At 71.7% G+C, this 26,208-nt stretch carries 24 protein-coding genes; 19 read left to right on the plus strand and 5 right to left on the minus strand.

The genetic code is table 11. From position 1 onward, the window contains the following. Positions 1-43: 43 nt before the first annotated feature. Positions 44-1,555, minus strand: coding sequence for a peptide MFS transporter (locus tag OG455_RS24580; protein WP_266297120.1), 1,512 nt, complete (start codon positions 1,553-1,555; stop codon positions 44-46). 445 nt (positions 1,556-2,000) lie between these two features. Between OG455_RS24580 and OG455_RS24585 the strand changes: the two genes are divergently transcribed. Together OG455_RS24585 and OG455_RS24590 are read left to right on the plus strand one after the other, a co-directional pair. Continuing rightward, positions 2,001-2,675 (plus strand): response regulator transcription factor, encoded by a 675-nt coding sequence (locus OG455_RS24585; protein WP_035848478.1) that lies wholly within the window; start codon positions 2,001-2,003, stop codon positions 2,673-2,675. A 17-nt stretch (positions 2,676-2,692) separates the two neighbouring features. After that, positions 2,693-3,961 (plus strand): ATP-binding protein, encoded by a 1,269-nt coding sequence (locus OG455_RS24590; protein ID WP_266297124.1) that lies wholly within the window; start codon positions 2,693-2,695, stop codon positions 3,959-3,961. 31 nt (positions 3,962-3,992) lie between these two features. Here the strand turns inward: OG455_RS24590 and OG455_RS24595 are convergent, their stop codons facing one another. Further along, a complete protein-coding gene (locus OG455_RS24595) occupies positions 3,993-4,559 on the minus strand; it encodes a GtrA family protein (protein ID WP_266297126.1) in 567 nt (188 codons plus the stop codon). A gap of 220 nt (positions 4,560-4,779) precedes the next feature. On the opposite strand from OG455_RS24595, the gene OG455_RS24600 reads away from it, so the two are divergent. The 4 genes from OG455_RS24600 (at position 4,780) to OG455_RS24615 (ending at position 8,167) form a co-directional block, all read left to right on the plus strand. Next, the gene (locus tag OG455_RS24600) at positions 4,780-5,937 is read left to right on the plus strand and encodes a 5-(carboxyamino)imidazole ribonucleotide synthase (protein ID WP_266297128.1); all 1,158 of its coding nucleotides are present in this window, start codon (positions 4,780-4,782) and stop codon (positions 5,935-5,937) included. Further along, positions 5,934-6,467, plus strand: a complete 534-nt coding sequence (gene purE, locus OG455_RS24605; protein WP_266297130.1) for a 5-(carboxyamino)imidazole ribonucleotide mutase — start codon at positions 5,934-5,936, stop codon at positions 6,465-6,467. Before OG455_RS24600 ends, purE begins: the two co-directional genes overlap by 4 nt. A gap of 14 nt (positions 6,468-6,481) precedes the next feature. Next, positions 6,482-7,672, plus strand: a complete 1,191-nt coding sequence (locus OG455_RS24610; RefSeq protein WP_266297133.1) for a dipeptidase — start codon at positions 6,482-6,484, stop codon at positions 7,670-7,672. Positions 7,673-7,759: 87 nt separating this feature from the next. Then, entirely contained in the window at positions 7,760-8,167 is a 408-nt protein-coding gene (locus OG455_RS24615; protein WP_266297135.1) for a CoA-binding protein, read from the plus strand. A gap of 45 nt (positions 8,168-8,212) precedes the next feature. Here the strand turns inward: OG455_RS24615 and OG455_RS24620 are convergent, their stop codons facing one another. Further along, positions 8,213-8,359 (minus strand): hypothetical protein, encoded by a 147-nt coding sequence (locus OG455_RS24620; RefSeq protein ID WP_266297137.1) that lies wholly within the window; start codon positions 8,357-8,359, stop codon positions 8,213-8,215. Between OG455_RS24620 and OG455_RS24625 the strand changes: the two genes are divergently transcribed. From OG455_RS24625 to OG455_RS24640, 4 genes are all read left to right on the plus strand, one after another. Further along, positions 8,349-9,257: an ABC transporter ATP-binding protein gene (locus OG455_RS24625; RefSeq protein ID WP_266297139.1), complete on the plus strand. Its 909-nt coding sequence runs from the start codon at positions 8,349-8,351 to the stop codon at positions 9,255-9,257. The two genes, OG455_RS24620 and OG455_RS24625, sit on opposite strands and share 11 nt — an antisense overlap. A 66-nt stretch (positions 9,258-9,323) precedes the next feature. After that, the gene (locus tag OG455_RS24630; RefSeq protein WP_266297141.1) at positions 9,324-10,070 is read left to right on the plus strand and encodes an ABC transporter permease; all 747 of its coding nucleotides are present in this window, start codon (positions 9,324-9,326) and stop codon (positions 10,068-10,070) included. A gap of 44 nt (positions 10,071-10,114) precedes the next feature. Then, positions 10,115-11,509, plus strand: coding sequence for a sensor histidine kinase (locus tag OG455_RS24635; RefSeq protein WP_266297143.1), 1,395 nt, complete (start codon positions 10,115-10,117; stop codon positions 11,507-11,509). Then, positions 11,506-12,138 (plus strand): response regulator transcription factor, encoded by a 633-nt coding sequence (locus tag OG455_RS24640; RefSeq protein ID WP_266297145.1) that lies wholly within the window; start codon positions 11,506-11,508, stop codon positions 12,136-12,138. The genes OG455_RS24635 and OG455_RS24640 overlap by 4 nt, the downstream gene beginning before the upstream one ends. A gap of 83 nt (positions 12,139-12,221) precedes the next feature. On the opposite strand, the gene OG455_RS24645 is transcribed toward OG455_RS24640, so the two are convergent. Continuing rightward, on the minus strand, positions 12,222-13,562 hold the full coding sequence (locus OG455_RS24645) for a UDP-glucose/GDP-mannose dehydrogenase family protein (protein ID WP_266297147.1): 1,341 nt from the start codon (positions 13,560-13,562) through the stop codon (positions 12,222-12,224). A gap of 195 nt (positions 13,563-13,757) precedes the next feature. Between OG455_RS24645 and OG455_RS24650 the strand changes: the two genes are divergently transcribed. The 5 genes from OG455_RS24650 (at position 13,758) to OG455_RS24670 (ending at position 20,045) form a co-directional block, all read left to right on the plus strand. Continuing rightward, on the plus strand, positions 13,758-14,936 hold the full coding sequence (locus OG455_RS24650) for an acyl-CoA dehydrogenase family protein (RefSeq protein ID WP_266297150.1): 1,179 nt from the start codon (positions 13,758-13,760) through the stop codon (positions 14,934-14,936). 173 nt (positions 14,937-15,109) lie between these two features. Continuing rightward, the gene (locus OG455_RS24655; protein WP_266297152.1) at positions 15,110-15,805 is read left to right on the plus strand and encodes a DUF4232 domain-containing protein; all 696 of its coding nucleotides are present in this window, start codon (positions 15,110-15,112) and stop codon (positions 15,803-15,805) included. Positions 15,806-16,260: 455 nt separating this feature from the next. Then, a complete protein-coding gene (locus tag OG455_RS24660) occupies positions 16,261-17,532 on the plus strand; it encodes an MFS transporter (protein WP_266297154.1) in 1,272 nt (423 codons plus the stop codon). Positions 17,533-17,667: 135 nt separating this feature from the next. Continuing rightward, a complete protein-coding gene (locus OG455_RS24665; RefSeq protein WP_266297156.1) occupies positions 17,668-19,239 on the plus strand; it encodes a GMC family oxidoreductase in 1,572 nt (523 codons plus the stop codon). A gap of 86 nt (positions 19,240-19,325) precedes the next feature. Next, positions 19,326-20,045, plus strand: a complete 720-nt coding sequence (locus OG455_RS24670) for an SDR family oxidoreductase (protein ID WP_266297158.1) — start codon at positions 19,326-19,328, stop codon at positions 20,043-20,045. 167 nt (positions 20,046-20,212) lie between these two features. Here OG455_RS24670 and OG455_RS24675 read toward each other — a convergent pair whose 3' ends face one another. Next, on the minus strand, positions 20,213-21,523 hold the full coding sequence (locus OG455_RS24675; RefSeq protein WP_266297160.1) for an LCP family protein: 1,311 nt from the start codon (positions 21,521-21,523) through the stop codon (positions 20,213-20,215). A 246-nt stretch (positions 21,524-21,769) separates the two neighbouring features. Between OG455_RS24675 and OG455_RS42245 the strand changes: the two genes are divergently transcribed. The 4 genes from OG455_RS42245 (at position 21,770) to OG455_RS24690 (ending at position 26,087) form a co-directional block, all read left to right on the plus strand. Then, a complete protein-coding gene (locus OG455_RS42245) occupies positions 21,770-21,859 on the plus strand; it encodes a putative leader peptide (RefSeq protein ID WP_353963012.1) in 90 nt (29 codons plus the stop codon). Between the two features lie 107 nt (positions 21,860-21,966). Then, positions 21,967-22,527 carry an NADPH-dependent FMN reductase gene (ssuE, locus tag OG455_RS24680; RefSeq protein ID WP_266297162.1) on the plus strand — a complete coding sequence of 187 codons (561 nt, stop codon included), beginning with the start codon at positions 21,967-21,969 and terminating at the stop codon, positions 22,525-22,527. 178 nt (positions 22,528-22,705) lie between these two features. After that, a complete protein-coding gene (locus OG455_RS24685; protein WP_266297164.1) occupies positions 22,706-23,494 on the plus strand; it encodes an ABC transporter ATP-binding protein in 789 nt (262 codons plus the stop codon). 22 nt (positions 23,495-23,516) lie between these two features. Beyond that, positions 23,517-26,087, plus strand: a complete 2,571-nt coding sequence (locus OG455_RS24690) for an ABC transporter permease (RefSeq protein WP_266297166.1) — start codon at positions 23,517-23,519, stop codon at positions 26,085-26,087. The last annotated feature ends 121 nt before the right edge of the window (positions 26,088-26,208 follow it).

Consider the following 26,208-nt stretch of genomic DNA (forward strand, 5'->3'; position numbering starts at 1 on the left):
ACCGGGCCTGCGGTGTCTCAGTTTCGGAGCGGTGTGCGCCTGGTCAGTGCACGTTGCCCATCAGCCTGATGACCTTCTTGCGGGACAGCCACAGCGCGATCCCCGCCAGGATCGCCAGCACGCCCTGCAGCGCGAAGTACCAGGTGCTGCCGGTCGCGTCGCCGACGACGAGCTGGGTGATGGCCGCGACGCAGTCGCCCGCCGTGACGGCCAGGAACCAGACACCCATCATCTGGCTGGCGTACTTCGCCGGGGCCAGCTTGGTGGTGACCGACAGGCCGACCGGGGAGAGGGTCAGCTCGCCGACGGTCTGGACCAGGTAGACCATGGCCAGCCAGAGCGGCGAGACCTTGACGCCGCCGGAGGCGGCGGCCATCGCCAGCATCATCACCAGGAACGAGGCGCCGATCATCAGCAGGCCGATGGCGAACTTCACCGTGGTGCTGGGGTTCTTCGCGCGGCGGGAGAGCCAGACCCAGAGCCAGGCGAAGACCGGGGCCAGCGCCATGATGTAGAGCGGGTTGAGCGACTGGAACCAGCTCGACGGGAAGTTGAAACCGAAGAGCGTCGAGGAGGTGCTGTCGGTCGCGAAGATGCTCAGCGTCGAGCTGGACTGGTCGTAGATCATCCAGAAGACGGCGGCGGCGATGAAGAACCAGATGAATCCGCTCATCTTGGACTGCTCGTCCGGGGCGAGGTCCTTGTCCTTCTTCATCCGGGCGAAGTAGAGCGCCGGGATCGCGATGCCCGCGACCGAGAGCGGCCAGATCACCCAGCTGATCGAGAAGCTGCCGGCGGCGACGATCACGCCGTAGAAGACCGCGGCGGCGGCCAGCCAGAGCAGCGCCTTGCGCAGCACGGCCTTCTTCTCGCCGGGGGTGATCGGCGCGGTCACGATGTTGCTGGTCGGGCTGAGGTGGCGGGTGCCGAGCAGGTACTGACCCAGTCCCAGCGCCATGCCGACACCGGCCAGCGCGAAGCCCAGGTGCCAGTCGACCTTCTGGCCGATCGTGCCGATGACCAGCGGCGCGGCGAAGGCACCGAGGTTGATGCCCATGTAGAAGACGGTGAAGCCGCCGTCGCGCCGCGGGTCGTTCGGCCCGTCGTAGAGGTGGCCGACCATCGTCGAGATGTTGGCCTTGAGCAGGCCGGACCCGACCGCGATGAACGCCAGGCCGACGAAGAACGACACGGTGGCCGGGACGGCCAGCAGGAAGTGGCCGATCATGATGATGCAGCCGCCGACGGCGACGGTCTTGCGCGGGCCCCAGAAGCGGTCCGCGATCCAGCCGCCGGGCAGTGCGGTCAGGTAGACCATCGCGTTGTAGACGCTGACGATCGCGGCGCCGACGGCGGCCTTGTAGCCGAGCCCGCCGTCGTGGGTCGCGGTGACCAGGTAGATCACCAGCAGGGCCCGCATGCCGTAGAAGCTGAACCGCTCCCACATCTCCGTCATGAAGAGCGTGGCCAGTCCTCGGGGGTGCCCGAAGAAGGTCTTGCCGCCAGAAGGGGCGACCGGCTGTACGCCGGCGTCCAAGGTGGAGGGTGACGCCATCAGTAGTTGTTCCTTGCCTGACTGTCTGGGACACCGTCGCGCCACTGTGGTGGGGAGGCGGACGGGTCCGAGCGCCGCGGTGGGCCTGCTCGCTGCTCGGGCAGGCGGGGGATCCGCGGCGCACGACACGGGGACCGGACCACTGTACGTCCAGCTTTTCCACGATATGGACGGACAAAAGCCACTGTTCAATAACGGGATCACGCAGCGTTGTTCAGGTCTGGTCCGCCAATCGATGGTAGAGCAGGATCAGTTCCTTCGAAGCCAAGGTCCAATGGGAGGAACTGCGGTCCCACTCGGTGTTCGCCGCCGTTCCGGCCGTTGCCTGGGTCGGCACGCCGATTACCCGCTGTGAACTAGTTCACAGCGCCCCGCCCGCCCGTCCCGACCGCGCGCTCCCGTGTGGGTCTGATCACGGCCCGTTCGGCGGACTACGATTCGCACCATGACCTGTGTGCTGCTCGCCGAGGACGACCCCGCCATCTCGGAACCGCTGGCCCGCGCCCTGCGCCGCGAGGGGTACGAGGTGCTCGTCCGGGAGGACGGCCCGTCCGCCCTGGAGGCCGGGCTGGAGGAGGAGGTCGACCTGGTCGTGCTCGACCTCGGCCTGCCGCAGATGGACGGGCTGGAGGTCTGCCGCCGGCTGCGCGCGGACGGCAAGAGCTGCCCCGTCCTGGTGCTCACCGCCCGCGCCGACGAGGTGGACACCGTGGTCGGCCTGGACGCCGGCGCCGACGACTACGTCACCAAGCCGTTCCGGCTGGCCGAACTGCTCGCCCGGGTCCGGGCCCTGCTGCGGCGCGGCAACGTGGACTCGCTCTCCACCGGCGCGCACGGTGTGCGGATCGACATCGAGTCCCACCGCGCCTGGGTCGGCGAGGAGGAACTGACCCTCTCCGCCAAGGAGTTCGAGCTGCTTCGGGTGCTGGTCCGGGACGCGGGCCGGGTGGTCACCCGCGAGGACATCATGCGCCAGGTCTGGGACACCACCTGGTGGACCTCCACCAAGACGCTGGACATGCACATCTCCTGGCTGCGCAAGAAGCTCGGCGACGACGCCACCAACCCCCGCTACATCGCCACCGTGCGCGGCGTGGGCTTCCGCTTCGAGAAGAACTAGGGCCGGGGCAGCACCGCGTGAAGCGCAGGATGATCAACTCGCTGCTGGGCGTGGTCCTGGTGGTCGTGGTGGTGTTCTGCGTACCGCTGGCGCTGGTCGAGAAGCAGAGCATCGTCAACAACGCGCAGTCCCGGGTCGACGCGGCCGCGGTGCGGCTGCTCGGCCTGGTGGAGAACCGGCTGGCCGCGCACGAGCCGGTGACCCAGGAGCGGCTCGGCACCCAGGCCATCGAGGGGGACTACGCCGAGATCCGGATCCCGCCGCAGGGCTCGCCGGACCAGCCGCAACTGGTGACCATCGGCGAGGTGCCCAAGGGCGCCGCGCTGCGCGCCAGCGAGTCGGACCAGAGCGGCGTGACGGTGACGGTCGAGCAGTCCCGGGCGGACGTCACCCGTGAGATCGGCGACATGCTGCTGCTCCTGGGCCTGGTGACCCTGCTGGCCGTGCAGACGGCGGTGGCGCTGGCCGTCTGGCAGGCCAGGCGGCTGGCCCGCCCGCTCACCGACCTGGCCGAGACCGCCGAGCGGCTCGGCTCCGGCGACCCGCGTCCGCGCGACCGGCGCTACGGCGTGCCCGAGCTGGACCGGGTGGCCGAGGTGCTGGACGCGAGCGCCGAGCGGATCGGCCGGATGCTCACCGCCGAGCGCCGGCTCGCCGCCGACGCCTCGCACCAGCTGCGCACGCCGCTGACCGCCCTCTCCATGCGACTGGAGGAGATCACCGCGCTGGCCCACCAGCCCGAGACCGTGCGGGAGGAGGCCACCATCGCGCTGGAGCAGGTGGAGCGGCTCACCGACGTGGTCCAGCGCCTGCTCACCAACCAGCGCGACACCCACGGCCCGAGCGCCGGCGGCTTCGAGCTGGACGAGGTGATCCGCCAGCAGCGCGAGGAGTGGGCGGTGCCGATGCGCGGTGCCGGGCGGCGCCTGGTGATCGAAGGACTCGCCGGGGTGGTCGCGCTGGGAACTCCGGGCACCGTCTCCCAGGTGCTGGCCACCCTGATCGAGAACTCGCTGATGCACGGCGCGGGCACGGTCATCCTGCGGGTGCGGCCCTCCGGCAGCTCGGCGGTGGTCGAGGTGCAGGACGAGGGGCCTGGCGTGCCCGCCGAGCTCGGCAACCGGGTCTTCGAGCGGACGGTGAGCGGGCGCAACTCCACCGGCATCGGCCTGGCGGTGGCCCGCGACCTCGCGGAGGCGGACGGCGGGCGGCTGGAGCTGCTCTCGCTCAAGCCGCCGGTCTTCGCGCTCTTCCTGGGGCGCGGCCTCGGCGCCGAAGGGCCCTGAGCCTAAGGACCCCTGAGCCGAAGGGTTCAAGCTACCGGGTGTACTGCGTCCGCTCCTGGGAGGTCAGGATCCGCTCGGCCTGCGCGACCACCGGCTGGGCCGGTACCACCGCCGCGACCGGCTGCTGCTCGTGCTCGTGCTCGGCCAGCTCCGGCATCGCCTTGAAGACCCAGGTGCGGTAGGAGAAGAAGCGGAACAGCGTCGCCACCCCGGTGCCCGCCACCTTCGAGGCGTTGTACGCGAGGGTGCCGGTCAGCCCCAGGCTGTAGGTGGTGAACCAGACCGTGCCGTTCTCGATCAGCAGGCCGATCCCGCTGAAGACCAGGAAGAGCGTGATCTCCCGGCGCCGCGAGGCCGCGTCGCTGTCCCGGTACACCCAGTAGCGGTAGCCGACGTAGTTGACCAGGATCGACACCACGGTGCCGATCAGTGAGCAGCGCACCACGGCCCAGTGGGTGGCGTGGATGGTGGCGTTGGAGACGCCGAAGTTCACTACGATGCCGATCAGCCCGACGACCGCGAACTTCCCCACCTCGCTGGAGGCCCCGCGCAGCCGCTGGGTCAGGGAGGGGCGTCGGTGCGCGCTGTGCTTGGTCATCCGGGAGGTCTCCTGAGCGCCTGGTCGCCGAAGGCCGGAAGTGGCCTGCGGGCGAGGGCACATGATCACGGCAGTGCCCCGTTCGGGTCCGGCCATCCAGGCTACCGGCTCCCACCGGCTCCCACCGGCCCCTCCGGCGGAGGAGCCTGCCCCGGAGCCCGGCGGCAGGGCCCACCGCCGGGCGTGCACCCTGCGGGAGCTGCCCGGATATCCTGGCAGGGTGACTTTTCCGGGCAGCGCAAAATTTCCAACGGTGGGCATGGTCGGCGGCGGGCAGCTGGCGCGCATGGCGCACCAGGCGGGCATCCCGCTGGGCATCCGCTTCAAGCTCCTCGCCGACACCCCGCAGGACTCCGCCTCCCAGGTGGTCGCCGACACCGTGCTCGGCGACTACCGGGACCTGGAGACGCTGCGCCGCTTCGCCGCGGACTGTGACGTGGTCACCTTCGACCACGAGCACGTCCCCACCGAGCACCTGCGGGCCCTGCTGGCCGACGGCGTGGCGGTGCGGCCCGGCCCCGAGGCCCTGGTCAACGCCCAGGACAAGGGCGTGATGCGGGCCAAGCTGGACGAGATCGGCGCCCCCTGCCCGCGGCACCGCCTGGTCGCCGACCCGGCCGACGTCACCGCCTTCGCCCAGGAGGGCGACGGGTACCCGGTGGTGCTGAAGACGGTGCGCGGCGGCTACGACGGCAAGGGCGTCTGGGTGGTCGGCGACGAGGAGGAGGCGCACGCGCCCTTCCTGGCGGGCGTGGCGGTGCTGGCCGAGGAGAAGGTCGACTTCGTCCGCGAGCTGGCCGCCAACGTGGTCCGCTCACCCAGCGGCCAGGCCGTCTCCTACCCGGTGGTGGAGAGCCTGCAGGAGAACGGGGTCTGCGCCGAGGTCACCGCCCCCGCTCCCGACCTGGCGCCGGAGCTGGCCGGCGAGGCCCAGGAGCTGGCCCTGCGGATCGCCGGGGAGCTCGACATCACCGGCCACCTGGCGGTCGAGCTGTTCGAGACCCGCGACGGCCGGATCCTGGTCAACGAGCTGGCGATGCGCCCGCACAACTCCGGCCACTGGTCGATCGACGGCGCGGTCACCTCGCAGTTCGAGAACCACCTGCGGGCCGTCCTCGACCTGCCGCTCGGCGACCCGCGCCCGCGCGCCCGGTGGACCGTGATGGTCAACGTGCTCGGTGGCGACTACCCGGACATGTACCACGCCTTCCTGCACTGCATGGCCCGCGACCCCGGTCTGCGGATCCACATGTACGGCAAGGACGTGAAGCCCGGCCGCAAGGTCGGCCACGTCACCGTCTTCGGGGACGACCTCGAGGACGTGCGCGAGCGCGCCCGCCACGCGGCCGCCTACCTGAGAGGCACGATCACCGAATGACGAACAGCACCACGCCGCTCGTCGGCATCGCCATGGGCTCCGACTCCGACTGGTCCGTGATGGAGGCCGCCGCCCAGGCACTCGACGAGTTCGAGGTGCCCTACGAGGTCAACGTCCTCTCGGCGCACCGGATGCCCCGCGAGATGATCGGCTACGGCGAGCAGGCCCACCACCGCGGCCTGAAGGCGATCATCGCCGGGGCCGGCGGGGCCGCCCACCTGCCGGGCATGCTGGCCTCGGTCACCCCGCTGCCGGTGATCGGCGTGCCGGTGCCGCTGCGCTACCTGGACGGCATGGACAGCCTGCTCTCCATCGTCCAGATGCCGGCCGGCGTGCCGGTGGCCACCGTCTCGGTGGCGGGCGCGCGCAACGCGGGCCTGCTGGCGGTGCGCATGATCGCCGCCTTCGACCCGGAGCTCACCGAGAAGATGAGCGAGTTCCAGGCCGAGCTGAACCACCAGGCCACCGAGAAGGGCAGGAAGCTGCGCGCCAAGGTGGCGGGTTCCGCTTCCTTCGGCTTCAGCCGGTAGGCAGGATGGGGTCCATGACCTCTGATCAGCTGGACCGCGCCCGTACGCTGCTCGCCGCCGCGCCGGTGGTGGACGGTCACAACGACCTGCCGTGGGCGATGCGCAACCAGGCGGGCTACGACCTGGACGCCATCGACCTGGCCGCCGACCAGCGGGGCCGGCTGCACACCGACCTCGACCGGCTGCGGGCCGGCGGGGTCGGTGCGCAGTTCTGGTCGGTCTTCGTCAGCGCGAACCTGTCGGGCGACACGGCGGTCAGCGCGACCCTGGAGCAGATCGACTTCGTGCGCGCGCTGGTCGACCGGTTCCCGGACCGGCTGCGGCTCGCGCTGAGCGCCGACGACATGGAGGCGGCCCGGGCCGAGGGCAGGATCGCCTCGTTGATGGGGGCCGAGGGCGGGCACAGCATCAACTCCTCGCTGGCCACCCTGCGCGCGCTGCACCAGCTGGGTGTGCGGTACATGACGCTCACCCACAACGACAACGTGCCGTGGGCCGACTCCGCCACCGACGAGCCGGCCGCCGGCGGCCTCACCCGCTTCGGCGAGGAGGTGGTGCGGGAGATGAACCGGCTCGGCATGCTGGTCGACCTCTCGCACACCTCGCCCGACACCATGCGGCACGCGCTGCGGGTCACCGAGGCGCCGGTGATCTTCTCGCACTCCTCCGCGCGCGCCGTGCACGACCACCCGCGCAACATCCCCGACGACGTGCTCGCCCTGCTGCCCGCCAACGGGGGCGTGGCGATGGCCACCTTCGTGCCGCAGTTCATCCTGCCCGAGGCCACCGCCTGGATGCTGCGGGCCGCCGCGGCGCTGGAGGCCGACGGCTTCCACCACCAGGCGCACACCCCCGAGGCGATGGCGGTGCTGCACGCGTTCGAGGCCGGCGACCCGCGCCCGATCGCCACCACGGCCACCGTCGCCGACCACCTGGACCACATGCGCGAGGTGGCCGGTGTCGACCACCTCGGCGTCGGCGGCGACTTCGACGGCGTCCCCTTCACCCCGGCCGGCCTCGACGACGTCTCCGGCTACCCCAACCTGGTCGCCGAACTCCTGGACCGGAACTGGTCGGAGGCCGACCTGGCCAAGCTCACCTGGGGCAACGCCGTGCGGGTGCTGCGCGCCGCCGAGGACGTGGCCCGCGCGGCGGGCGCCGCCCGCGGGCCCTCGATCGCCACCCTGGCGCAGCTGGACGGCTGACCGCGCCCGCGGGAGTCACCGGTCGGCGGGGTCCGTCGAACGTCGAACAGCTGCCCGTCGGGCAGCGGATCCTTCAGGAGGCTGGAGATGTACGGAGACGCGGCGACGGTCCGCCGGATCCTGACCGAACTCGGCGGCACCTGGGCGGTGGTGGGCCTGTCCGCCAACCAGCGCCGCGCGGCCTACGGGGTGGCGGACGTGCTCCAGCGCCACGGCAAGCGGGTCGTCCCGGTCCACCCGAAGGCGGAGACGGTGCACGGCGAGCCCGGCTACCCCACCTTGGCCGCGATCCCGTTCCCGGTCGACGTGGTGGACGTCTTCGTGCGCGGTGAGCTGGCCGGCGCCGTGGTCGACGAGGCGATCGGGATCGGCGCCAAGGCGCTCTGGCTGCAGCTCGGCGTCATCGACGAGGCGGCCTACGAGCGGGCCCGGGCCGCGGGGCTGGCCATCGTGATGGACAAGTGCCCGGCGATCGAGCTGCCCCGCCTGGGCTGACCGCCCGCCAGGGCTTACCACCCGGGCGCCGGGCCGAGCCCCGTATCAACCGATCGGTTGATACGGGCTCAGCCGTATCGGCGGCGCGGGCAGCCGGGCGGTCGATGTCCGCACGGTGGCCGGCGCGGGATTCTGGTGGCACAGCGCGAGAGCGGCAAAGGCCACCAGGGGAGAGACGGTCATGGCAGTCATCGAGGTCGAGCACCTTCGGAAGCGGTACGGGCAGGAGACCGTGGTGCACGACGTGTCGTTCCAGGTCGAGGAGGGGGAGATCTTCGGCATCCTCGGCCCGAACGGCGCCGGCAAGACCACGACGGTCGAGTGCCTGGCCGGGTTGCGGCCGATGGACGGCGGGCGGATCTCGGTGCTGGGGCTCGACCCGGGCCGCCGGCGGGAGGAGCTGCGCCAGGTGCTGGGTGTGCAGCTCCAGGAGAGCGGGCTGCCGGACCGGCTGAAGGTCGCCGAGGCGCTCGAACTGTACGCCTCGTTCTACCGGAACCCGGCCGACCCGGTGGAGTTGATGGAGCGGCTCGGGCTGGCGGAGAAGGCGGGCACCCGGTTCAAGAAGCTGTCGGGCGGCCAGAAGCAGCGGCTGGCCATCGCGCTGGCCATGGTGGGCAGCCCGAAGGTGGTGGTGCTCGACGAGCTGACCACCGGGCTGGACCCGCACGCCCGCCGCACCGCCTGGGAGCTGGTGGAGCAGATCCGGGAGGCGGGCGTCACCGTGCTGCTGGTCACCCACTTCATGGAGGAGGCCGAGCGGCTCTGCGACCGGGTCGCGGTGATCGACGGCGGCCGGGTGGTGGCCGTCGACACCCCCGCGGGCCTGACGGCGCGGGCCGGCCGGCGGCAGCTGATGCGGTTCCGGCCCTCCGCCCCGCTGGACGAGGAACTGCTGCGCGCGCTGCCCGAGGTGGTCGAGGTGCGTCGGCAAGGGGCGCAGATCGAGGTCAGCGGCACCGGGAACGTGGTGCAGGCGGTCAGCTCGCTGCTGGCCCGGCGCCAGATCATCGCCGCCGACCTGCGGGTCGAGCAGGCCAGCCTGGACGACGCGTTCATCGCGCTGACCGGCCGCGGCACCGCCGACTGACCGCGCGCCCCGCGCGCCCCCCACCCTCGCTGCCGCTCCCCCTCCCACTCTCGCAAGGATACTGACATGAGCATGTTCGCCATGACGCGCCGCGGCTTCCGGACCCTCACCCTCACCCAGGCCAGGCTGCTGCTGCGCGAACCGGCCGCGCTGATCTGGCTGGGCCTGCCCGTCCTGCTGCTGCTCGTCTTCGGCAGCATCCCCGGCTTCCACACCGCCCAGGCCGCCCTCGGCGGCAAGCGGATGATCGACGTCTACGTGCCGACGCTGGCCGCGATGGTCCCGCTCTTCCTGGCCTTCACCGCGCTGCCGATGACGATGGCCGGCTTCCGCGAGAAGGACGTGCTGCGCCGCCTGTCCGCCAGCCCCGTGCCGGCGGCCGGGATGCTCGCCGCGCTGGTCGTGGTGATCGCCGGCCTCGCCGCGGCGGGCGTCGCGCTGATCGTGGGCATCGGCGTCCTCGCCTTCGGGGTGTCGGCGCCGTCCAACCCGGGCGCCGTCCTCGCCGCCTTCCTGCTCGGCGGCAGCGCGGTGCTCTCGCTGGGCCTGGTGGTCGCGGCCCGGGCCCGCACCGGTGGGGCGGCCAGCGCCCTGGGCGTGCCGCTGATGGTCCTCAACTTCTTCGCCAGCGGCCTCTACTTCCCGATGGCCCAGATGCCCCACCTGCTCCAGCGGATCGCCGAGTTCATCCCGTTCGGCGCGGTGATGGACGCCTGGTCCGGTGAGGGCCTGCTCTGGCAGCACCTGCTCGTGCTGGCCGGCTACACCGTCCTGGGCAGCACGATCGCCGCTCGGACCTTCCGGTGGGAGTGACCCCGGCAGAGCCGGGCCGGGCCAAGATCGTCAGGATGGGGAGCATGAACCAGGATTCCCGGGAGAACCGGATCAGGCGGATCCAGCGGTACGTCCCCTACTGCGGTCTGGCCTTCTCGGCCCTCCTCGCCACCGTGCTCACCGGCACCGCCGCCCACCGGGCGGCGGTGCTCGGGCTCTCCGGGCTCACCGCGCTCTGGCAGTGGCTGATGTGCGTCCCCTTCACCGAGAGCGGGCGCCGGCGGGGCAAGGCGGTGGCCTACTACGCCGGCCTGCTGGTCCTGATCGGCCTGCTGGTGGCGCTGAGCCCGGTCTTCGGATTCTTCGCCTTCACCGGCTACCTCCAGGTGGCCGTGCTGCCCCGCCGGCTGTGGCCGCCCGCCATCGCGGCCACCGCCGCGCTGACGGCGATCGCCCAGGTCGGCGGGGTGGGCAGCCTGCACGGCGACCTGCTGGTGCTGTACGCGGGCCTGACGGTGCTCAACATCGTGATCGCCGGTGCGATCACCTACCAGAGCATCGAGGGCGAGCAGCGCAGCCAGCGCCGGGCCGCGCACATCGACGAACTGGCCGAGGCCAACCGGCGGCTGCGGGAGACCATGGCGGAGAACGCCGGCCTGCACGCGCAGCTGGTGGTGCAGGCCCGCGAGGCCGGGGTGCTGGACGAGCGCCAGCGGATGGCCGGCGAGATCCACGACACCATCGCCCAGGGGCTGACCGGGATCGTCACCCAGCTGGAGGCGGCCGAGCGCTTCGACGGTGACCCCGAGCGCCGCGCCAGGCACCGCGAACTGGCCCGGCGGCTGGCCCGCGAGAGCCTGGCCGAGGCGCGCCGCTCGGTGCAGGCGCTGCGGCCCGGCCCGCTCGCCGAGGCGCACCTGCCGGAGGCCGTCCAGGACCTGGCCGGGCGCTGGTCGCAGACCTCGGGGGTGCCCGCCCGGGTGACGGTCACCGGGACCCCGGTTCCGCTGGCGCCCGCCCTGGAGGTGGCGCTCTTCCGGGCCGCGCAGGAGGGGCTCGCCAACATCGCCAAACACGCCGGCGCCACGCGGGCCGCGCTGACCCTCTCCTACACGCACGAGGTGGTGCTGCTCGACGTGCTGGACGACGGCGCCGGGTTCGAGCCGGGCGGCGCGGACACGGCCCCCGACGGCAAGGACGACGGCAAGGACGACGGCAAGGACGACGGGCAGGACGACGGCAAGGACGACGGCAAGGACGACGGCAAGGACGACGGGCAGGACGACGGCAAGGACGACGGCCAGGGCGAAGGCCAGGACCACGGCGGCTACGGCCTCACCGCGATGCGCCGGCGGCTGCGCCAGGTCGGCGGCACGCTGGAGATCGAGAGCGCCCCGGGGGAGGGCACCGCGATCAGCATCAGCGTGCCCGCCCCGCCGGTCCGCCGTGCCACCACGCCGGTGGAGAATGCGGTGTGACCATTCGCCTGCTGATCGTTGATGACCACCCCATCGTCCGGGACGGCCTGCGCGGCGTCTTCGAGGACGACCCCGCCTTCGAGGTCGCGGGCGAGGCCTCGGACGGGGCCCAGGGCGTGGAGCGGGCGCTGGCACTGCGGGTGGACGTGGTGCTGATGGACCTGCGGATGCCCGGCACCGGCGGTGTCGAGGCGATCCGGCGGCTGCGTGAACTGGCGCCGGACGTGCGGGTCCTGGTGCTGACCACCTACGACACCGACGCCGATGTGCTGCCCGCGGTGGAGGCCGGCGCGACCGGCTACCTGCTCAAGGACGCCCCGCGGGAGGAGTTGGTGCGCGCGGTGCGGGCAGCCCACCAGGGGCAGGCGGTGCTCGCTCCGACGGTGGCGCAGAAGCTGCTGGGCCGGATGCGGGAACCGGCGCCCGCACCCGCCGAGGTGCTGACGGACCGCGAGTTGGAGGTGCTGCGGTTGGTCGCGGCGGGCAGTACGAACAAGGAGTCGGCCAAGCGGCTGCTCATCAGCGAGGCCACCGTCAAGACCCATCTGCTGCACCTGTACGCCAAGTTGGGCGTCCGCGACCGGGCGGCGGCGGTCGCCGCGGGCTACCGGAAGGGCCTGCTCAGCTGAGGCGCGCCCGCCCGGTCGGGGCTCGGCCGCGAGCGCGCCGCCCCAGGCCCGGCCGTCAGCGACCGGCCGTCAGCAGCCGGCGGTCAGCTCGGGCGCCCCATCGCACGGTAGATCCAGCCCGCCGCACGCCAACTCGGCCCGTCCAGCACGTTGCGCCCGTCCAGCAGGCGGCGTTCGGCGACCACCTCGCCCAGTGCCACCGGGTCCAGCTCGCGGAACTCCTGCCACTCCGTCAGGTGCAGCACCACGTGGGCACCCACGGCCGCCTCGGTGGCCGAGACGGCGTAGGAGAGCGAGGGGAACATCTTGCGGGCGTTGTCCATCGCCTTGGGGTCGTAGACGGTGACCTGGGCGCCCTGCAGCTGGATCTGCGCGGCCACGTTGAGCGCGGGCGAGTCGCGGATGTCGTCCGAGTCGGGCTTGAAGGAGGCGCCGAGCACCGCCACCCGCCGGTCCAGGAAGCCGCCGCCGCACTGCTCACGGGCCAGCTCCACCATCCGCGAGCGGCGGCGCATGTTGATCGAGTCGACCTCGCGCAGGAAGGTCAGTGCCTGGTCGGCGCCCAGCTCCCCGGCCCTGGCCATGAAGGCGCGGATGTCCTTGGGAAGGCAGCCGCCGCCGAAGCCGAGCCCGGCGTTGAGGAAGCGGCCGCCGATCCGCTCGTCGAAGGAGAGCGCCTTGGCCAGCAGCGTCACGTCCGCGCCGGCGCTCTCGCAGACCTCGGCCATCGCGTTGATGAAGGAGATCTTGGTGGCCAGGAAGGAGTTGGCGGCGGCCTTCACCAGTTCGGCGGTCGGGTAGTCGGTGACCACCAGCGGCACGCCGTCGCCCAGCGGGGTCGCGTACACCTCGCGCAGCAGCTCCTCGGCCCGGCCGCCCGGCCGCACACCGATCACGATCCGGTCGGGGTGCAGCGTGTCGCCCACCGCGTAGCCCTCGCGCAGGAACTCCGGGTTCCAGGCCAGCTCGACGTCCTCGCCCGCCGGGGCCAGCGCGGCCAGCCGCTCGGCCAGCCGGCTCGCGCTGCCCACCGGGACGGTGGACTTGCCGACCACCAGGGCCGGGCGGGTCAGGTGCGGGGCCAGCTGGTCCACCGCGAGGTCGACCCAGGACATGTCGGCGGCGAACTCGCCCCTCTTCTGCGGCGTGTTCACGCAGATGAAGTGGACGTCGGCGAACTCGGCGACCTCCTGCGAGGAGGAGGTGAAGCGCAGCCGTCCACTCGAACCCGGATGACCCGCGACGTGCTTCAGCAGCAGCTCGGACAAGCCGGGCTCGTACATCGGCACCTGGCCGGCGGTGAGCGCGGCGAGCTTCTCGGGATCGATGTCGAGCCCGATCACCTCGAACCCCAGCTCCGCGAGGCAGGCCGCGTGGGTGGCACCGAGGTAGCCGGTACCGATCACCGAGATTCGCAGGGCCACGGGGCTTCCCCTTCGCGGGCCGCCGGGATAAGACCGGCATGCAGGACAGCAGCGGACAGGACGGAGGTGCAGCCACTGATGGTAGCCGCCGCTCGGTATGTCATCGACGTCACGTCTGGTGATCGCGGCCCGCGGGCCTAGAATGAGCAACTACTTAACGGTAATTAACGTCGTTTCGCAGAGGGGCAGCAGACCATGGCTGGCAACGCCGATTTCGACCTCTTCCGGATCTCGGAGGAGCACGAGATGCTCCGCGAGACGGTCCGCGCGCTCGCCGAGGCCAAGATCGCCCCGTTCGCGGCGGACGTGGACGAGCACGGCCGGTTCCCGCAGGAGGCCCGGGACGCCCTGGAGGCCAACGACCTGCACGCGGTGCACGTCCCCGAGGAGTACGGCGGCGGCGGGGCCGACGCGCTGGCCACCGTCATCGTGATCGAGGAGGTCGCCCGGGTCTGCGCCTCCTCGTCGCTGATCCCGGCCGTCAACAAGCTCGGCTCGCTGCCGGTGCAGCTGTCCGGCTCCGAGGAGCTGAAGGCCAAGTACCTGGGCGCGCTGGCCCGCGGCGAGGGCATGTTCTCCTACTGCCTCTCCGAGCCGGACGCCGGTTCGGACGCGGCGGGCATGAAGACCCGCGCGGTGCGCGACGGCGACTTCTGGGTGCTCAACGGCGTCAAGCGGTGGATCACCAACGCCGGCGTCTCGGAGTTCTACACCGTGATGGCCGTCACCGACCCCGAGAAGCGCTCCAAGGGCATCTCGGCCTTCGTGGTGGAGAAGGGCGACGAGGGCGTCTCCTTCGGCGCCCCGGAGAAGAAGCTCGGTATCAAGGGCTCGCCGACCCGCGAGGTCTACCTGGACAACGTCCGGATCCCGGCCGACCGCATGATCGGCGCCGAGGGCACCGGCTTCGCCACCGCGATGAAGACCCTGGACCACACCCGGATCACCATCGCCGCCCAGGCGCTGGGCATCGCCCAGGGCGCGCTCGACTACGCCGCCGGCTACGTCAAGGAGCGCAAGCAGTTCGGCAAGGCGATCGCCGAGTTCCAGGGCGTCCAGTTCATGCTGGCCGACATGGCGATGAAGCTGGAGGCGGCCCGCCAGCTGACCTACTCCGCCGCCGCGAAGTCGCAGCGCGTTGCCGGTGGGGGGGAGAAGGAGGACCTGACCTTCTTCGGCGCGGCCGCCAAGTGCTTCGCCTCGGACGTCGCGATGGAGATCACCACCGACGCCGTCCAGCTGCTCGGCGGTTACGGCTACACCCGTGACTACCCGGTGGAGCGGATGATGCGCGACGCCAAGATCACCCAGATCTACGAAGGCACGAACCAGGTCCAGCGGATCGTCATGGCGCGCAACCTGCCGGGCTCCTGACCTGCGGTTCCGCTGTCACCTCGACCCCCGCGTCCTGCCCAGGGCGCGGGGGTCGGCGCTTTGTCACGCCTGTTACCGGCGTTACGTGCCTGGGACGGATGAGGGCGAACCGGGCATCGGACGAGTGCGTCGTGAGAGGGGAGGAGAGCGGCGCGTTTTCGAGGGGAGCGGTCATGAGGGTGGGCAAGGCAGTGGCGGTCGCGGTCGGCACGCTGGCACTGGCGTTGGGGGCGGTGGCCTGCAACGACGACGTCCCGTCGACCAGCAGCGCCAATCCGCCGGGCAGCCGCGCACCGGCCGCCGCGCCGCCCGCCGGCGCACCCGCCGGTGCGGCACCCGCCGCATCGCGGTCGGCCGTCGCGGGGGCGGCGAGCAGCCGCTCCGTGGCCCCGGCGGCGGGCGGCAGCGCCGAGCCCGTCTCCTCGACCCGGTGCCACACCGGGGAGTTGAAGGCCGACGTGCAGCTCCAGCCGGACTTCCCCGGCACCGCCATGGTGATGCTGACCAACAAGGGCACCCGCACCTGCACCGTCTACGGCTATCTCGGCTACGGCGGCCTGCTCGCCGACAACAGCCCGGTCACGCTGGGCACCAGCCGGGTCGCCCACCCGGGCCCGCCGGTCGAGGCCACCCTGAAGCCCGGCACCACCGCCTTCTCCGGGCTCAAGTGGGCCTCCTGCGACAAGGGTGACGTGAGCTGCCACGTGCTCGCCGGGGTGACCATCACGCCACCGGACGAGACGACCCAGCTGACCGCGAACGTGCTCGACGCGAACGGCAAGCCGTTGGAGCAGCTGACCGTCTCCGCCGCCGGCTTCACCGTCGGCTCGCTCCAGCCGAGCAACCAGGGCGTGATCTTCGCCTCGTAGCGCAGTGCGCGGTAGCGCACCGGCGCCGCGAAGAAGCGCACCCGCACCACGGAGCCCTCCCGCCCCCTCGACCGGGGCCGGAGGGCTCCGCCATGTCTCCACAGAGGCACCCGGCTACCACTGAGGAGGTGTCGGGGAATGCCTGTGCGATAGCTGCCGTTGAGCCCGGCGAATGCCACCGAAGATCCCGCTCCGGAATATCGGAAGGGGTCCTCGGAAATATGACGTCCTATTCCCCGGAAGATCCGACAGTGCCACCTCGGGCCAGTGGTACCAAGGGTTGCAGGGCATCATATTCCCGGTTCGGATGCCTCCTTCGGGCCATCGGAGGAGTACCGAAGAGGAATTCCGCAAGGAAGCTCCGCCGGATAATCTCGATGACATGAGAAGGGCTCCGGAATTTCCGGGGCCGACCGCTCCGCCCCGTCGAAAGCCTCCCGAAAGGCAGCCAGTCCATGGCGCTCATCCAGAACCAGACGAGCGGAGGCGCGAAGGCCGCCCAGGCCACGCCACCCGCCGCCGGTATCTCCAAGTCCATGGTGACGCTCTTCGCCGCCACCGCCGGCCTCTCGGCCGCCAACACCTACTACGCCCAGCCGCTGCTCACCTCGATCGCCCAGACCTTCCACGTCGGCAGCGGCGCGGCCTCCTGGGTGGTCACCGCCGGCCCGATCGGCTACGCGCTGGGTCTGGCGTTCCTGGTCCCGCTGGGCGACATGGTCAACCGGCGCAAGCTGGTCGTCTCGATGCTCGGCGTGGTGGCGCTCTTCCAACTGCTGGCCGCCGCCGCCCCCTCGCTCGGGGTGCTGATCGTGGCCGAGATCGTCGCGGCGATCGTCTCCACCGTCTCCCCGCTGATGGTCTCCTTCGCGGCCAACCTGGCCGCCCCCGAACAGCGTGGCCGGGTCACCGGCAGCGTGATGAGCGGGGTCCTGCTCGGAGTCCTGCTGGCCCGGACCGCCGGTGGCGTGATCGCCGAGTTCGGCGGCTGGCGCCTGGTCTACGTGGTGGACGCCGTGGTGGTCGCCGCCCTGGCGATCGCGCTGCTGCGGCTGCTGCCCAGCACCCAGGCCGCGGGGGAGAAGCTCGGCTACGGCAAGCTGCTCGGTTCGGCCGTCTCGCTGCTGCGCGAGGAGAAGGTGCTGCGGCTGCGCACCGCCTACGGCTTCTTCTCCCAGGCCGGGTTCCAGGTGCTCTGGACCTCGCTGGCCTTCCTGCTGGCCAAGTCCCCGTACCACTACAACGAGGGTGTGATCGGCCTGTTCGGCTTCGCCGGACTGGTCGGCGCCATCGCCGCCCGACTGGTCGGCCGGCTGGCGGACCGGGGCAAGGAGAGCGTGGCCACCGGCCTGCTGCTCACCTCGGTGCTGGTCAGCTGGGGCCTGATGGTGCTGCACGGCGGCGGCTGGCTGATCGCGGTGCTGGCCGGGATCGTGGTCCTGGACTTCGGCGTCCAGGGCATGCAGGTGATGAACCTGAGCATCATCTACCGGCTGCGCCCCGAGGCCCGCTCCCGCCTCACCACCGCCTACATGACCCTCTACCTGGTCGGCGGCATCGCCGGCTCGGCCGGCTCCGGAGCGGCCTACGCGGCCTACGGCTGGACCGGGGTGAGCGTGATCGGCGCGGTCTTCGCCGGGCTCGCGCTGCTCCTGTGGGTGGCGGCCGAGGCGGCCAGCAAGCAGCGCCGGATCGCCTACAACCCGCCGCAGCAGCTGACCAGCTGACCGCCTGACCAGCTGACCCGCTCCATCCCCAGCGGAAGTCGTCCGGCACCACCCGTCCGGCACCACCCGTCCGGCAACACCCGTCCGGCACCACCCGTCCAGCAGCGCCCGATCAGCACAGTCAGGAGACCCGCGATGCCCACCCCTCACACCGACATCGTCATCGGTGCCGGATCGACCGGCGCGGTGATCGCGGCCCGCCTGTCGGAGCGCGCCGACCGCAACGTCCTGTTGATCGAGGCCGGGCCGGACTACCCCGACCCGGCCGACCTGCCCGCCCCGCTGCGCAACGGCCTCTACCCGGCGATCGGCACCCACGACTGGGGCTACACCGCCGAGGCCGTCCCCGGCCGGACCATCGGCTTCCCGCGCGGCAAGGTGGTCGGCGGCACCTCGGCGATCAACGTCTCGCTGGCGATGCGGCCCGAGCCGCTGGACTTCGAGGCCTGGACCAAGGTCGGCAACGAGGGGTGGACCTGGGACGACGTGCTACCGTACTACGTCAAGCTGGAGGACGACAAGGACTTCGGCGCCCTGCCGCCCGCCGAGGGCGAGCCCCGGCTGCACGGCGCGGGCGGCCCGATCCCGATCTGGCGCTGGCAGGACGCGCAGCTGACGCCGCAGCAGAAGGCACTCCAGGAGGCGGCCAAGCGGCTCGGCTTCCCCGAGGTGCCCGACCACAACGCCCCCGGCGCGCTGGGCGTCGGGCCGCTGCCGCAGAACCTTCTCGACGGGCAGCGGATCTCCACCGCGATCGGCTACCTGACCGAGGCCCGCAAGCGCCCGAACCTGACCATCAGGGCGGACACCACCGTGGACCGGATCCTCTTCGAGGGCACCCGGGCGGTCGGCGTGCGGGTGATCACCGGCGGGGTGGCCGAGGAGCTCTACGCCGAGCGGATCACCCTGTCGGCCGGCACCGTGGCGAGCCCGGCGATCCTGCTCCGCTCGGGGATCGGCGACCCGGCGAAGCTGGCCGACCTCGGGGTCGAGCCGGTGGCCGAACTGCCGGGCGTGGGAGAGAACTTCCTCGATCACTGCACCAACCTGCTCTCGCTGCAGCTGCGTCCGGGGGTCTACGACGAGGCGACCCCGGTGACCCAGATGCTGCTGCAGTACACCGCCCCGGACTCCGAGGAGTTCGCGGACATGCAGCTCTACGTCTTCAGCCACGTGGACCTGAACGGCTACGGCTCCTGGGTCCGCGAGCCGCTCGGCACCGACCAGGCCATGATGTTCTCGGTGGGCCTCGAACTGCCGCGCTCGGTGGGCCGGGTGACCATCGACTCGACCGACCCCGAGGCCAAGCCCGTCGTGGTCGCCAACTACCTGCAGGACCCGGAGGACCTCCGGAAGATGCGCGAGGGCCTGCGGCTCTGCTGGGAGCTGGCCCAGCAGCCGGAGTTCAAACTGCTCACCACCGGAAACATCTGGCCGGGCGCCGACGTCCTGCGAAGTGACGAAGTGCTGGACGAGTTCCTGCAGAAGACCGTCATCACTCACTTCCACCCCGTCGGCACGGCCAAGATGGGACCGGCCGATGATCCGACGGCTGTGGTCGACGACCGGTGCCGCGTGCACGGAGTCCAGGGCCTGCGGGTCGCCGACGCCTCGGTGATGCCCGTGATGGTCCGCTCCAACACCAACCTGACCTGCATCATGATCGGCGAGCGGGTCGCGGACTGGCTTCTGGAAGACCGGAGTTGATGGATCGTCAACTCCCGCGACGCACCAACCGCACCGCCTGGGTACCCACTTCACCATTTCGCACGAATCGCATGAGAGGCATTCCCATGAGCCTGAACGGCAAGCGCGTGGTCCTGATCGGCGGCACCTCCGGGATCGGCTTCGCCGCCGCCAAGCTGGCCGCCGCGGAGGGCGCGAGCGTGGTCGTCGCGTCCAGCAAGCAGGACCGGGTCGACGACGCGGTCAAGCAGCTCGGCGGCGACGCCGAGGGCTACCGCCTGGACGTCACCGACGAGGCCCAGATCAGCGAGTTCTTCACCCGGGTCGGCGAGTTCGACCACCTGGTCTACACCGCCGGCGACGCCCTGCTGATGAAGGCCCTGGCCGAGGTGACCGTGGCCGAGGCCAAGGCCTTCTTCGACATCCGCTACTGGGGCGCCTTCCTGAGCGCCAAGCACGGGGCCCCCGGCATCCGCCCCGGCGGCTCGATCGTGGTCAGCTCCGGCAGCGTGGCCACCCGCCCGGCCCCCGGCACCTCGGTGGCGGCCAGCAGCACCGCCGCCGCCGAGTCGCTGGCCCGTGCGCTCGCGGTCGAGCTCGGCCCGGCCGTGCGGGTCAACGCCGTGCGCCCCGGCCCGGCCAAGACCGCGATGTGGGACGCCAGCGTGCCGAACGCGCAGGACATCTACGACACCTTCGGTCCGCACCTGCTGACCAAGCGCGTCGCCGAGGCCACCGAGGTGGCCGAGGCCTACATCTACCTGCTGAACAACACCTTCACCACCGGCACCGTGCTCACCGTCGACGGCGGTCACGTGCTCGTCTGAGCCCTGCCCGGCTCTGTCCGCGGGCCCGCCCGCACCGCCCCGCACCGCCCCGTACGGCCCGCGCCCCCGGCTCGGGCCGTACGGGCCTGTCCGGGGCCGGACGGGCGGGCGGATCCGGACAGGCCCGTACGGACGCGGGCGGACTCGCGCGACCGTCTGACCAGCCGTCAGAAACTGGGTACCGCGGTGTCGTTCTTGATCGCGTCGAACACCTGCGTGGCCTCGCCCTGGTTCCACTTCACCGCCGACTCGCCGGTGCTGGTGCGGTAGTCGGCGTTCGCGATCGGGATGGTGATGCTCTTGCCGTCCCCGCCGCTGACCGACTTCATCGCCTCGAAGAGCGAGGCCAGGTCGGTCAGTCCGGTGTTCTTGTCGACGATCAGCGTGTCGAGGCCCGAGCCGATCAGCGGGTAGAGGGTGAACGGGTCGAGCAGGGTGCCCGGCGAGGCCGCCTGGTGGGCCAGTGCGGAGAGGAACTTCTGCTGGTTGCGCATCCGGCCCAGGTCCTGGTCGGCCATCTGGTGGCGCTGGCGGACGAAGGCCAGCGACTGGGTACCGTTCAGGGTCTGGCAGCCCGCCTTGAGGTTCAGCCCGGAGTCGGTGTCCTGGATGTTCTGGTCGATGCACATGTTCACCCCGCCCACCGCGTCCACGATGCCGACGAAGCCGGCGAAGCCGACCTCCGCGTAGTGGTCGACGTGGATGCCGGTGTTCTGCTCGACGGTCTGCACCAGCAGCGGGCCGCCGCCGTTGTCGAAGGCAGAGTTGATCTTCGAAGTGGTGGCCTTGATGGTCTTCCCGCTGCCCGAGCTGTCCAGGTGCGCCGGGATCGGTACCCAGGAGTCGCGCGGGATGCTCATCAGCGTGTTCCCGTGGGCGCCGATGTGCAGGATCATCATCGAGTCGCTGCGCTTGCCGTCGTCCGAGCCGGTGTGCAGGTCCTGCTTCTGCGTGGCCGACAGGCCGTCGCGGCTGTCCGAGCCGACGATCAGCCAGTTCGTCCCCTTGCCGGCCGCGGGGCGGCTGCCGTAGTCGGCCAGCACGTCCTGGTGATGCAGCTTGGAGTCGGCCCAGAAGTAGGTGCCGACGCCGGTGGCCAGCAGCGCGCCGACCAGGCCGAGCGCCACGTAGCCGACCACCCGGCGCCGACGGCGCTTGCGGCCCTGCGGCGGAGCCCCGGGGCCACCGGGACCGCCCGGCCTGCCCGGGCCGGCCGGGCCACCGGGCCGCAGCGGCCCGCCCGGCTGCTGGCTCGGGACCCCGGGCCCCGGCGCCGCCCCGGGCGCCGGGCGCTGCAGCGGCGGCCGCTGCCCACCCGGCGCCCCCGCCCCGCGCGGCCCGCGCGGGCTGAGCCCCGGCGGCAGCGGCGGCTCGGCGCCGCCGGCCGCACCGCCGGACCCGCCGTACCCGCCCCGGGCCCCCGGTCGGGGGTCACCACCGTCACCGCCGCTCGAGCGGCCCTGCTGCCACGTGTTCATGTCCCCGAGGATGCCCGATCCGGACCCCGGACAGTCCGGTCCGCACGGGTGAGCGGGCGCTTGTAGCAGAGCTGAAGCAGAGGTGCGATGGTTTCGGCGCATCGTCACCGCCGTCCGACCGCCGTCCAACCGCCGTCAGACCGCCGTCAGACCGCCGTCCAACCGCCGTCCGACCGCAGTCCACCGCCATCCAGGGGCTGAAACGATTCTTGACCGCCCGGAACGGCGCGTGTTTGCATGAGAACCATGGAACAGCGCCCGAGTCTCACGCGTCGGCGGCACGTCGACCTGCAGCGTGTCTCCGGTTCGCTCTGTTGTCCGGGTATCCGCGGCTGACCACCCGCCGCCGCTCCGCACCGGTTGGACCTTCTCGCGGCCGTCCCCGCCGGCCGCCTCTCCCGCTGCCCCGAGGCAGCGTCCTCCGCCTGCCCCGAGGTGAACCCATGGCCACTGTCCTCGCTGTCTCCGGCTCCCCGTCCCCGACCTCCCGCACCACCCGCCTGCTGCGCCACGTCGGCGCCCGCTTGGCCGCGCAAGGCCACCAGGTGCTCCCGCTCGACGTCCGCGAGCTGCCCGCCGCGCCGCTGCTGGCCGGGGACACCCGGCACCCCGAGATAGCCCGCGCCCTGGAGCTGGTCGCCCAGGTGGACGGCCTGGTGATCGGCACCCCCGTCTACAAGGCCGCCTACTCGGGTCTGCTGAAGGCCCTGCTCGACGTGCTGCCGCAGTACGCGCTGGCCGGCAAGACCGTGCTGCCGCTGGCCACCGGCGGCTCCACCGCCCACGTGCTGGCGGTTGACTACGCGCTGCGCCCGGTGCTCTCCTCGATGGGGGCCTCACACATCACCCAGGGCTGGTTCGTGCTGGACCGTCACATCTCGGTGCGCGAGGACGGCCTGACGGTGGTCGAGCGCGAGACGGACGTGCTGCTCCAGCCGGTCGTCGACGCCTTCGCCGCGGCCCTGCGGCCGCGCTCCGAACCCGCGCTGGCCGCGTGCCCCTGAGGGCGGGCCCCGCATCCCCTAAGGGACGGTGCTCTGGGACCCGTACTCCTGCCGTCACCTCGGGTCCTCCCGCCGGATGACGAGGTGTCGGACCGCACCCTCTAGGTTGGTGGTATCGACTCGGCCCCGGTTGTCAAGGGGGCCGAGTTCCGGGGGAACACCGACCTAGGAGCGAGACGTGACGACGGCATCCGCAGCCGTGCAGACTTCCGAGAACCCTGGCGGCCCGTCCGCCAGTGCCGCCGCCGCTCGGCAGGTGACCAAGGCGTACGGCTCGGGCGAGACCCGGGTGACAGCGCTGAACGCCGTCGACGTCGACATCCAGCGTGGCCGGTTCACCGCGATCATGGGTCCGTCGGGGTCGGGCAAGTCGACCCTGATGCACTGCCTGGCCGGGCTGGACACGGTCTCCGAGGGTCGGATCTGGATCGGCGACACCGAGATCACCGGGCTGAGGGACAAGCAGCTCACCCGGCTCCGGCGGGACAAGATCGGCTTCATCTTCCAGGCCTTCAACCTGCTCCCGACGCTGAACGCGCTGGAGAACATCACGCTGCCGATGGACATAGCCGGCCGCAAGGCCGACCAGGGCTGGCTGGACCAGGTGGTCGAGACCGTCGGTCTGGCCGATCGGCTCAAGCACCGCCCCACCCAGCTCTCCGGCGGCCAGCAGCAGCGGGTCGCCGTGGCCCGCGCGCTGGCGGCCCGGCCGGAGATCATCTTCGGCGACGAGCCCACCGGCAACCTCGACTCCCGCTCCGGCGCCGAGGTGCTGACCTTCCTGCGCCGCTCGGTGGACGAACTGGCGCAGACCATCGTGATGGTGACCCACGACCCGGTGGCGGCGAGCTACGCGGACCGGGTGCTGTTCCTGGCCGACGGCGTGATCGTGGACGAGATGCACGGCCCGACCGCGGACTCCGTCCTTGAGCGCATGCGCCGTTTCGACGGCAAGCGCACCAGCTGAGACGGGGCGGGACAACACGACCATGCTGCTCAAAACCTCACTCCGCAGCTTCTTCGCCCACAAGGGCCGGATGGTGCTGTCGCTGATCGCCGTGGTGCTCTCGGTGGCCTTCGTCTCCGGCACCCTGGTCTTCTCCAACACCGCGACCAGCACCTTCGACAAGCTCTTCGCCTCCACCGCCTCCGACGTGGCGATCAGCCCGGCGCCGGCCAAGGGCGGCGCCGACGCGACCGACAACGGGGGCAAGACCCTCACCATCCCGGCCGCCACGGTGGCCCAGCTCGCCGCCCAGCCCGGCGTCAAGACCGCCGACGGCCAGGTCTCGGTGGAGAGCGCCACCCTGGTCAACCCCAAGACCAACAAGGCGGCCGGCCCCACCGGCGGCGCCCCGACCATCGTCGGCGCCTGGGTCCCCGGGCCGCGCAGCCCGATGACGATCACCTCCGGCAGCGCCCCGTCCGGGCCGAAGCAGCTGATGATCGACGCGGACACCGCCAAGCACGCGAAACTGCACCTGGGCGACCCGATCCGGATCATCGGCGACCAGGGCACCTTCGACTTCACCATCGCCGGGATCGCCACCTTCACCGGCACCAACCCCGGTGCGGCGCTGGCCTTCACCGACGTCCCCACCGCCCAGCAGGACCTGCTCGGCGCCACCGGCAGCTACACCTCGATCGACCTCTACGGTGACGGCAGCAGGACCGACGACCAGCTCAAGACCCAGGTCACCGCGCTCCTCGGCGGCGACTACCAGGTCAAGACGGGCGCCGAGCAGAAGGCCGACAACCAGAAGAGCGTCGGCTCCTTCCTCAACTTCATGAAGTACGTGATGCTCGGCTTCGCCGGCATCTCGCTGCTGGTCGGGGCCTTCCTGATCATCAACACCTTCTCCATGCTGGTGGCCCAGCGCACCCGCGAGATCGGCCTGCTGCGGGCGCTCGGCGGCAGCCGCCGCCAGGTCAACCGCTCGGTGCTGATCGAGGCGCTGCTGCTCGGCGTGATCGGCTCCACCCTGGGCATGGTCGCGGGCCTGGTCATCGCGCTGCTGCTGATCCAGCTGATGAAGCTGGCCGGGATGAACCTCTCCAGCTCGCTGGACATCGGCGCCAGCGTGCCGATCGCCTCCTACCTGGTGGGCGTGGTGATCACCGTGCTGGCCGCCTGGATCCCGGCCCGCCGGGCCGGCAAGGTCTCCCCGATGGCCGCGCTGCGCGACCACGGCACCCCGAGCGAGGGCGCCGCCAACAAGATCCGGTTGGTCCTCGGCCTGCTGGTCACCGCCGGGGGCGGTGCGCTGCTCGCGGGGGCCGCGACCTCCAAGCAGCTCGGCACCGGGGGCGGTGACCTGGCGCTCGGCCTGGTGCTCACGCTGATCGGCTTCGTGGTGCTCGGCCCGGTGCTGGCCGGCGTGGTGATCCGGGTGCTCGGTGCGGCGCTGCCCGCGCTCTTCGGCCCGGCCGGCCGGCTGGCCCAGCGCAACGCGCTGCGCAACCCGCGCCGCACCGGTGCCACGGCGGCCGCGCTGATGATCGGCCTGGCGCTGGTCACCGGCGCCTCGGTGGTCACCAACTCGATGGTCAGCTCGACCAGCGCGCAGATCGACAAGTCGGTCGGCGCGGACTACATCATCACGGTCAACCACGGCGGCCTGACCGCCCCCATGGTCGCCGCGGCCAAGGGCACCGCGGGCATCGCCCACATCACCGAGCAGCGCGAGCTGCCCGCCACCTTCACCCTGCCGGGTGGCAAGAGCATGGACGAGCTGGTCTCGGCCGTCTCGCCCAGCTTCACCCAGGACTTCTCGCTGCCGGTCAGCTCCGGCAGCGCGGACGGCCTGGCGAGCGGCGGGATCACCGTCGACGCCAACTTCGCCAAGGACAACAACCTCAAGGTCGGCGACAAGCTCGGCATCGACTACGGCAAGGGCCGCACCCAGAGCCTGCCGATCGCGCTGGTCACCACCACCGGCAACCAGATCTTCGACCGGCACTTCTACGCCACCATCGACACCGTGGCCCAGGCGGTCCCGGCCGCCCAGCAGCCCACCGACGTGGCCGTCTTCGGCAAGGCGGCGTCCGGGGCGGACGTCGAGAAGACCCTGACCGCGCTGCAGGACTCGCTCAACGCCTACCCGCAGCTCTCGGTGCAGGACCAGGCCGGCTACAAGAAGATCGTCCAGCAGAGCGTGGACACCCTGCTCTACCTGGTCTACGGCCTGCTCGCGCTGGCGATCATGGTCGCGGTGCTCGGCGTGGTCAACACGCTCGCCCTGTCGGTGGTCGAGCGGACCAGGGAGATCGGCCTGCTGCGGGCGATCGGCCTGTCGCGGCGTCAGCTGCGCCGGATGATCCGCCTGGAGTCGGTGGTGATCGCGGTCTTCGGTGCCCTGCTCGGTACCGGCCTCGGCCTGGCCTGGGGTGTCACCACCCAGCGGGTGCTGCGCAACTCGGGTCTGAACGAGCTGGCGGTCCCGGTCACCACCATCGTGGTGGTGCTGCTGCTCTCGGCGGTGGTCGGCCTGCTGGCCGCGCTGCTGCCGGCCTTCCGGGCCGGCCGGATGAACGTCCTGGCGGCCATCGCCACGGACTGAGTCGGGCCGCGGTTCCCAGCTGGTTCCCAGCTGACTTTCCGTCAGCTCACCGGGTCGGGCGCTCCCACAGGGGAGGAGCGCCCGGCCCGGCGCGTTCATGCCGGTCCGGTAACGTTGGGCG

Origin of the sequence: Kitasatospora sp. NBC_01287 (assembly GCF_026340565.1) — a bacterium.
Lineage (GTDB): Bacteria > Actinomycetota > Actinomycetes > Streptomycetales > Streptomycetaceae > Kitasatospora.